Genomic DNA, 8491 nt, shown 5'->3' with positions numbered 1-8491 from the left:
CCGATGCCGTCAACGTAACATCCGCGCAGGGTGAGCAGGGATGAACAGGAATGGGCGGCCGAGACAGTTGCTCGACCCGGGGTATGTCGAGAATTCGGTCGGACCCGAATATCGCGGAGGGGCTGTCCAGTTGGTCGGTTGCCCGGTCGCTGCCAAGATCGGTGGTCGTGACCGCTGCATCATCGTCGTCGAACAAGGGGCACCGGTATCCGCCGGAATCATCGCCCACTGCGTGTGGCTCTACCACCGGTTCCCACTGAGCTTCCGCGAGGTCGAGGAGCTGATGCTGCAACGCGGTGTCGTGGTCAGCTACGAAACGATCCGGCTCTGGTGTGCGAAGTTTGGGCAGGCTTACGCCAACCAGCTGCGCGGGCCCCGCCCTGGCGACAAATGGCATCTCGACGAGGTCTTCATCCGGATCAACAGCACGACCCACTACCTGTGGCGGGCGGTCGACCAGAACGGCGCCGTGCTCGATGTCCTGGTCCAGTCGCGCCGAAACGCGCTGGCCGCCAAGAAATTCTTCCGCAATCTCCTCAGGGGCCAGCAATACGTGCCGCGGGTGCTCGTCACCGACAAGCTCGCCAGCTATCAGGCGGCGCACCGCGAGCTCCTGCCGTCGGTCGAGCACCGCCGGTCGAATTACCTGAACAACCGGCTGCAGAGAACTCCCATCAACCGACCCGTCAGCGAGAGCGGGCGATGAAACGCTTCAAATCAATCCGCCACGCGCAAAGATTCCAGTCGGCGTTCAGCGGCATCACACCGCACTTTCGTCCCCGTCGACACCTGCTATCGCCAGCCGAGTACCGCATCGTGATGGTCGACCGCTTCGCGATCTGGAACGAGATCACAGGGGTCACGACAACCGCCGCCTGAAGCTGAACTGGGACAAGTCTTTCCACAAGAACCGATGAATAGCACTGAACGATAGACCGAATCACCAAGCCCACCAATTAACTTGACAGTGCCCTCGTGAGGGTGTGGAACAGCTCCGTCAGGTCGTGGCCAAAGGTTTGTGTACTGCGCCCCATAACTTTTCGCCCTCGTCGTGCTGCTGGGCGCTGCTGTATCCGATCAGCTGCGCACCGGCGCCGCCGCGAATACGTCGATGATCTTCTCGCAGAAGGCGGGTAGATCGCGCGGGTTGCGGCTCGACACCAACTGCCCGTCGACCACGACCTCCTCGTCCACAACGATGCCGCCGGCATTGCGGATATCGGTGCGCACGCTGGGATACGAGGTCAGTGTGCGGCCGCGCACGACATCGGCTTCGACGAGCGTCCACGGTCCATGGCAGATGACTCCCACCGGTTTCCGTGCCTCGACGAACTCGCGAACGAACCGCACGGCGTCGGGATTCTGACGCAACTTGTCCGGGTTGGTTGTGCCACCGGGCAGGATCAACGCGTCGAAATCGTCGATCGACACGTCGCCCATCACCTGGTCGACGCGGAACTTGTCCGCCGCCTCGGTGTCATGGTTCATCGCCTGTATCTCGCCGGATTCGAGCGACACCAATACCGTTCGCGCTCCGGCCTTTTCGACGGCATCGCGTGGCTCGGTCAATTCGACCTGCTCCACGCCATTCGTGGCGAGTATGGCGACCGTATGGTCCTGCAGGCGCGTCTGGCTGCTCATGAGATCGAACTCCTTTCCTCTGCGGCGCTTTCCGCGCGCTCGATGACATCGAGTGGGCACGTCGCCGGGCCTTCGAGGACTCTGCCGTCGTGACTGAAGCGCGAACCGTGCAGTGGGCAGTCCCACGATCGTTCCGCGTCGTTCCACGACAGAATTCCGTAGAGATGGGGGCATACCGCGGACACCGTCGTTGTGACACCGTCCACGGTGGAAACGCCGACCGGCCGAATTCCACGTCGCGTCACGCGGCCCACCCCCTCGTCCGGACGGTCGCCGTCGCCGCTCAATGCCGCGCGCAGCCAACCGCCCACCATCGCGACGCCGACATCGCCGTTGATCTTCGCGGCGTCGGGCAGGCCGGTGAGTTCGCGCGGCGACCAGCTCTCGAGAACGCTCGCCCACGGCATCTTCCCACCGAACATCCGGCCCGACAGGGCCAACGCCGCGGCCACCGCATTCGTCATGCCCCACTTCGCGAATCCCGTTGCCACCAGCACGCGGTCATAGCCGGGCAGCAGCGGACCCACATGGGGTAGCACGTCGACCGGCACGTAGTCCTGCGCCGACCACCGGTGCGTCTCGCGGGCGCCGGGGAAATACTCGCGCGTCCAGCCCACGAGATCCTCGTACTGCGGGGTGGTGGGCTCCTGCCGTCCGACGGTGTGGCCGTTGCCGCCCACGATCAGGGTGTCGCCGGTCGGGCCGGGGGCGTAGCGCAGCGACCGCGTCGGTGTGTCGGCGGAGATGTACATATCGCGCGGAATTTCGCCGGGCACCTCGAACGCCACCGAATAGGAGCGCTGCGGATGCAGGCGGGCGAAGTAGCCGCCGCGATCCAAGATCGGGGTTCCCGTGGCCAAAACGACGGTATCGGCGCGGACCGGCCCGCGCTCGGTGTCCAGGCAACGCTCACCGAACATGACATGGCCGGAAGCCAATCCGGTCAGCCCGAGCACCCGCGTGTTTTCGAATACGTGTACGCCGTGGTCGATCGCGTCGGCGGTGAGTGCGGAAAGCACCGATCGCGGGTCCACCTGCGCCTGATCGGGCAGGCGAACACCGCCGTGATTGACGAACGGCACGTCGAGCTGATCGACCCACTCGACGTCGAGCCCGGCCTCGCGACACGCGTCGTACTCGTCGCGCACCGCCCGGACGGCTTTCGGCGTCTGGGCGTAGGTCACCGCCGCGCAGCGTTGTGCCGCCACGTCGTGCTCGTCGCAATAGCGCAGCAGCCACTGCTGGCCCTCGCGGTTCGCTTCGACATACCGCTCCGCGGTGGCTGCGGAATGCCGCCGCCTGATCCGGGACAGCTGAGTGCCCTGCAGCAGGCTGAGTTTGGCGGTCGAGTTGCCCGTTGTGCCGTCGCCTATTCGGCGCGCTTCGAGCACGGCGACACGCGCGCCCGCTCGGGACGCCAGCAGTGCCGTGGTCAGACCCGCGAGACCGCCGCCGACAACGACGACGTCGTATTTGATCTCGGGTTCGAGTGACGGCACGGGCGCAATGGGTACTCGATCGAGCCACAAGGAAGTCACTGGGAATGGGTGCCCGCAAGCGGGTATGGCAAACACACCCGCACACACGCCGGGACCCCGAAAGGATTGCCATGCGACTGCGCCGCAGCACGCCGTACGGCCCGGGGATTCGCCGCGTTCGCCGTGGTCGCGGCTTCTCGTACCTCACCGCCGACGGCGAGCGGGTCGACGACGAAGAGATCCTGGAACGCGGCCGTACGCTGGTGATTCCGCCGGCCTGGCGCAAGGTGTGGGTATGCGCGTACCCGAACGGCCACATTCAGGCGGTCGGGGTCGACGTTGCCGGGCGTCGGCAGTACCTCTACCACGAACAATGGCGCAACGAGCGGGACGAGGAGAAGTTCGACCACGTGCTCGAGCTCGCGAGACGCCTGCCCGAGCTGCGCGCGCAGCTGGACGAGGACCTGGCACAACGCGGCACGCCGCTCACGCGCGTGCAGGCGATCGCATTGCGACTGATCGATCGCGGGGTCTTCCGGGTCGGCGGCGAGGAGTATGCCGAGGAATTCGGCACCCGCGGGGTTGCGACGCTGCTGCGCGAACAGGTGACCGTGTCCGGGGAAGAACTGCGATTCGATTACCTGGCCAAGGGCGGTATCCGACGCCGCGTCCAGATCACCGATCCACTGGCCACGAAGGCGGTGCGATCCCTGCTGCGCGCCGACACGGATTCGGATCGTCTGCTCGCGTACCGCAACGGGGACGGCTACCGGGAGTTACGCGCCGACGAGGTGAATGGCCGGATGCGTGAGATTGTCGGCTTCGACTGCTCGGCCAAGGATCTGCGCACCTGGCAGGGAACGATCCTGGCAGCGGCCGAGTTCGGCGGCATGGATCCGCCGGGTTCGAAGACAGGCATGAAACGAGTTCAGGCGCAGGTGATGTCCGAGGTTGCCGACGCGCTCGGTAACACTGCGGCCGTGGCCCGCAACTCCTATGTCGACCCACGCGTGGTGACGGCGTTCGAGCGCGGCAAGACCGTGTCCGCGGCCCTGCGCCGTGCGGCCAAGGCCAAGACCGATGACGAACGCCGCGACATCGTGGACCGTGCCGTGATCCGGCTGATTCGCAAGGCCGCACAGTAAACGGGTTTGGTTCGGGAGGTGCCGGGTATTGGAATCTCACACGCTTCCCAATGTCGGAGGAACGATTGTGACGACGCAGGCGCACCCGGCACAGCGACCGTTTCACCCGCTCCTGCGGCGTGGATGGTTCGATCCCCTGCCGCGGCGAATCGTGCGCCTGCCTGGCGTGTATCGACCGCAAGCAGATTCGGTGCTGCTCGCCGAGGCATTGCGGGAGGCCGTCATGCCACCCGATGCGCGCGTGCTGGACCTTTGTACCGGCAGCGGCGTGCTCGCCCTCACCGCCGCGCATTTGGGCGCCGGTGATGTGACTGCGCTCGATATCTCGCGGGGAGCGGTCATTTCGGCATGGTTGAACGGGCAAATGAATCGATTGCCGGTGCGCGTTCGACGTGGTGATTGCTACGAGGCATTCGCTCTGGGCACATTCGATGTGGTGCTTGCCAATCCGCCGTATGTGCCCTGCCCGCCCGGTACCGACAGCTCTGCCACGTGGGATGCCGGTCCCGACGGCCGGTCCATTCTCGATCCGTTGTGCGCGAACAGTATCGATCTGCTGCGCCCCGGAGGATTCCTGCTGCTGGTCCACTCGGAGTTTGCCGGTCCGGCCATCTCGCTGCGCCGGCTGCGTCACAGCGGGCTCAAGGCCGCGATCGTTGCCCGCCGACACCTGCCGTTCGGAGAGGTGATGCGCAGCCGAACCGATTACCTGCACAGCCGTGGATGGTGTTCTGCCGAACCCGCAACCGAGGAAGTGGTGGTGATCCGTGCCGACCGGCCCAACCAAACGAACTGAGCTGAAGCCCAGGAGGGTGCGCCCGGTGAAGGGTGGCCCGGTGTTGATCGACGGCCCAGTCGAGGTCGAGATGCCCGACGGCTCGGTCGTGTCCTCGGACCGCTTCGTAGTCGCCCTGTGCGTTTGCCGGCGCAGCCTCACCTATCCGCTGTGCGATACCAGTCACCGGAGACAATGCCGCGTGGTGGCCGCAACATCGAACGACGGCGAACGTGAGTAACGCCGTTGCTCAATAGCTTCCGTGGAACTCTCGGTCGGTGAGAGGGATCGGCAACAACGAACCCCACTGCCGCCACTGGTCCATCACTAAACCTGAATCCACGGACCCGCGTCGTGGTCGGGCCGGGCTGATCTATTGATCTTGATTGCCTTCGGTGGGCAGGTGGTGTTCGCTGGTCTGCCCAGCTTTTCCAATGTGGTTCCTGTCGTGCCGGGTCCGGCGGGGTTCGGGGTGTCAGGCCGCGGCGTCGATAATGTTGTGCCACACCCGCAGCCATGGGTCTATCCAGGGCCAGTGGCGGGGCAGGTGCAAGACCGGTCGGCGTTGCGGACGGGCCAGTCGGGCTGGAACGGTGACGATCTTTCGTCGCAAGGTCGATCCGCGTGCGGTGGCGTGGCGGTCACGGCGATGACGCCGGTGGCGCGCAGCAGATTGTGCGCGGTCGCCGCGCACAGTACCCATGCACTGTTCGCCCCGAAGCGCCCGGAGGGCGTGTGCGCGAGCGGGCCGTCGATCAGGTCGGCGAAGACGGTCTCGATGATCGCGTGGCGGCGGTGGGTGATGTCGGCGGCGGCGACCGGTTCGTCGGAGTCGGTGAAGAAGGGGTGATACCGCCACACCGGAAACAGGGCGTCGGGGTAGCGGGCGTCTTTGCCGCGGCGCACGATCAGTCTGGCGGTGACCGCGTGCTTGGTGGAAGCGAAAGCGGTGTAGCCGATTTCGGCGACCTCGGCGTCGGATATCCAGGTGCCGGTGTCCGGGTCGCGCACCGCGCCGGGGTACCGGACTGGCGTCCACGCGTCCACGGGAATGGTGTCGATCGCGCGCTGCACGGCGGGGTTCTTGGTCAGTACGAGGGAGAACCGGGCCCCGTGGCGGCGACAGGCACGCACCACCGCACGGTTGCCGAAGGCCGAGTCGCCTCGCACCATGATAGTGCCGGTGACCCCGGCGGTGCGGGTGGTGGCGATTGCCTGGGCGACCATGCGTGCGGTGCCTTTGCCGGAGGCGGCTTTGCCTGCCCGCAGTCGCATTCCGGCGATCACCGGCGCCGCCCGTTCGGTGCTGATCGTCGTGGCCAGCGGAGACAACCCCTTGCGCAGGATCTGTTTGCCGGCGATCTTGGTGTGCCCGTAGCTGGCGCCCTGTTTGGCGTGACCGTAGACCGGGCGCGGGAGGGAATCGATGTCGACGAAGGCGCGCTCGTCGCCACCGGGCAGCAGTGCGACCCGCTCGCACAACGCGGAAAGTGTGCGCGCAGGACCGATTCCAGCTGACGCGCGTGTCCGAAACTGAACTACCGCAACAGAGTTCCTATCGTCGAGGGTGCATGCACGGCATCGAAGAGCGTCTTCGTGCCGCCGCTGCGCAGCACGTCGATGTCGTCGATGCTGTCCGCGCCGGTGCACATCGCGGCGATCAAGGTCGACAGCTTCGGGGCCGGGTTCGCCGATCCGGACTTGATCTTCGGTTCGCAATGTGCTCCTCTGGCCCAGCAGTTCGTGCAGCCCGGTCTGTTCGGCCAGCGTCATCACCGGCACCAGCCCGGCGAGCGATACGAGGTTGTCGTCGTCGAATACCGCCGACTCCACGGCGAACTTGTGCGAAACTTGCACCGGAAGTGCCTTTCCGAACTGGTCAGATTGTTGCGTGAGAACACCAATCATCCCAGCTCAGAGGGCACTTTCCTCGTTCCGACACTCGACAACGGCCGGCTCGTCGGTGGATTGAAGCTAAGGCGTCCTGGTCGGCGAAGGCAACCGCAAGTCGACTGCGCGCGGTCAGCTGTTCCTATGGCAATCGTGGCGGCGCCGCGTACTGCCTTCGTTGTGCGGCTTCCCGGGCAGCTCGCGGGCTCGTTCGAGTTGCGACGTCGGTCGCCAAACTGCGGACGCGTTTGTCGACTGCTGCCGCGCAGGGTTCACGGTGTGCAGCAAACCCGGAATGGATAGCCGAAAATTGGGTATCACCAATGCACGCTCGGTGAGAGGTTTCCGCAAGGGAGGGTTCGAATGCGCACCCTCGTCGTGTATGAATCGATGTACGGCAATGCCGAATCGATCGCGCGGGTGATCGGTGAGGAACTTGGCCAACTCGGTACCGTCGACGTGCTCAACGTGGACGATGCGCCCCTCATCCTGGACGAGTTCGATCTGCTCGTGGTCGGCGGCCCCACCCATGTCTTCGGGTTGACCAGGCCTCAGACCCGCGAAGACGCACTGTCGTGGACCGGATCGGCCACGGTCACCACCCGCCTGGGGCTTCGGGAGTGGCTCGACCGGATCTCCTCGTCCAATGCGATCTGCCGCGCGGCGACCTTCGGCACCCGCGCCGACAAGCCGCGATGGCTGACTGGCTCCGCCGCCCGCGCCGCCCGCCGCCGACTGCGCCGCGAGGGCTTCACGATGATCGGGAAACCCGGTGACTTCAAGGTCACCGGCATGCTCGGCCCGTTAGCCCCCGGCGAGACGGACCGAGCGCGGGCCTGGGCACGCGAACTCGCCGCCACCGTAGCCGCGGTCGGGTGACCGGCGGGCACGAGCGCAGGACACGGGCCACGCGCTGAGCCTCAGACCCCTGCTGTGCGCTGACCCGATGTCACCGCCCGACGCTTGCGCGATGACGATCCCAACTCCCCCGGCCACGCCCCGCACGAACCGCGCAGCCACGAGAAACTCGATGGCGCGACCGATCGCGCACAATGCCCACGTGATGATGTACGCGAGGGTGCCGGCAGCAGAATCCCGCGCCGCCCGAACCGGTCCGGCACAAGTTGCCCGGAAGCCGGCCCGAGCAGGCACGCGGTAACGGTCAGTTGCGCGACCGAGGTGGCCGCACCAGTTCGATACTCAGCGCGGGCAGGTAGTGGTCCATCGAAATCGGGCCGGCTTGACCTGAGTTCATCGAGCGCCGGGTCACCGTAGCGGCGCGTCAGGAGATGACCGCATCGATCACCTTCTTCAGCGCAGACGGCTGCGCGGGCGACCGCGGCGCCTTCGTGCGAAGCTCCTTCATCCGCTCACCGATCTCCTGTAACTTCTTGCGCCCCAGGCTCTCTCGCACGTTCGGGAACCAGTTCTCCTCTTCCTCCTCGATATGGTGCGAGACACTCTCGATCAGCACCGTGGTCTTCGCATCGAAGCGGTCGTCCTCCGGCTTCATCGCCGCAAGTTCCATCACCAAAATGTCGGCGACGTGGTGCTCCTCGTAG

6 protein-coding genes and 3 pseudogenes are annotated in these 8491 nt (G+C 65.8%); 5 read left to right on the top strand and 4 right to left on the bottom strand.

Translation table 11 applies throughout. From position 1 onward, the window contains the following. Positions 1–167 precede the first annotated feature (167 nt). Positions 168–879 (top strand): annotated as a pseudogene (locus A8G08_RS01935) (IS6 family transposase). A 198-nt stretch (positions 880–1077) separates the two neighbouring features. On the opposite strand, the gene A8G08_RS01930 reads toward A8G08_RS01935, so the two are convergent. Both A8G08_RS01930 and A8G08_RS01925 read right to left on the bottom strand, forming a co-directional pair. Beyond that, positions 1078–1641 carry a type 1 glutamine amidotransferase domain-containing protein gene (locus A8G08_RS01930; RefSeq protein WP_068269446.1) on the bottom strand — a complete coding sequence of 188 codons (564 nt, stop codon included), beginning with the start codon at positions 1639–1641 and terminating at the stop codon, positions 1078–1080. Next, the gene (locus A8G08_RS01925; RefSeq protein ID WP_068269443.1) at positions 1638–3179 is read right to left on the bottom strand and encodes an FAD-dependent oxidoreductase; all 1542 of its coding nucleotides are present in this window, start codon (positions 3177–3179) and stop codon (positions 1638–1640) included. Before A8G08_RS01925 ends, A8G08_RS01930 begins: the two co-directional genes overlap by 4 nt. A 71-nt stretch (positions 3180–3250) precedes the next feature. On the opposite strand from A8G08_RS01925, the gene A8G08_RS01920 reads away from it, so the two are divergent. The 3 genes from A8G08_RS01920 (at position 3251) to A8G08_RS26970 (ending at position 5280) form a co-directional block, all read left to right on the top strand. Next, complete coding sequence (locus tag A8G08_RS01920) at positions 3251–4264, top strand: DNA topoisomerase IB (RefSeq protein WP_068269438.1); 1014 nt, start codon at positions 3251–3253, stop codon at positions 4262–4264. Positions 4265–4430: 166 nt separating this feature from the next. After that, positions 4431–5060: a HemK2/MTQ2 family protein methyltransferase gene (locus A8G08_RS01915; RefSeq protein WP_068269448.1), complete on the top strand. Its 630-nt coding sequence runs from the start codon at positions 4431–4433 to the stop codon at positions 5058–5060. Position 5061: 1 nt separating this feature from the next. Next, a complete protein-coding gene (locus A8G08_RS26970) occupies positions 5062–5280 on the top strand; it encodes a CDGSH iron-sulfur domain-containing protein (protein WP_425394520.1) in 219 nt (72 codons plus the stop codon). A 234-nt stretch (positions 5281–5514) separates the two neighbouring features. On the opposite strand, the pseudogene A8G08_RS01905 reads toward A8G08_RS26970, so the two are convergent. Beyond that, positions 5515–6896, bottom strand: a pseudogene (locus tag A8G08_RS01905) (IS1380 family transposase). Positions 6897–7292: 396 nt separating this feature from the next. Here A8G08_RS01905 and A8G08_RS01900 point away from each other — a divergent pair. Beyond that, positions 7293–7808 (top strand): flavodoxin family protein, encoded by a 516-nt coding sequence (locus A8G08_RS01900; RefSeq protein WP_068269434.1) that lies wholly within the window; start codon positions 7293–7295, stop codon positions 7806–7808. Between the two features lie 403 nt (positions 7809–8211). Here A8G08_RS01900 and A8G08_RS01895 read toward each other — a convergent pair. Next, positions 8212–8491: pseudogene (locus A8G08_RS01895) on the bottom strand (hemerythrin domain-containing protein); the annotation flags it as partial.

The organism is Aldersonia kunmingensis (assembly GCF_001646865.1).
In the GTDB taxonomy this organism is placed as follows: Bacteria; Actinomycetota; Actinomycetes; order Mycobacteriales; family Mycobacteriaceae; genus Aldersonia; species Aldersonia kunmingensis.
The sequence above is the reverse complement of the archived record's forward strand: the minus strand, read 5'-3'. Positions and strand labels throughout refer to the sequence as shown.

Excerpts from the sequence above, each read along its gene's own strand:
- A8G08_RS01930 (WP_068269446.1), bottom strand. The coding sequence starts at position 1,641 with ATGAGCAGCCAGACGCGCCTGCAGGACCATACGGTCGCCATACTCGCC.
- A8G08_RS01900 (WP_068269434.1), top strand. The coding sequence starts at position 7,293 with ATGCGCACCCTCGTCGTGTATGAATCGATGTACGGCAATGCCGAATCG.
- A8G08_RS01920 (WP_068269438.1), top strand. The coding sequence starts at position 3,251 with ATGCGACTGCGCCGCAGCACGCCGTACGGCCCGGGGATTCGCCGCGTT.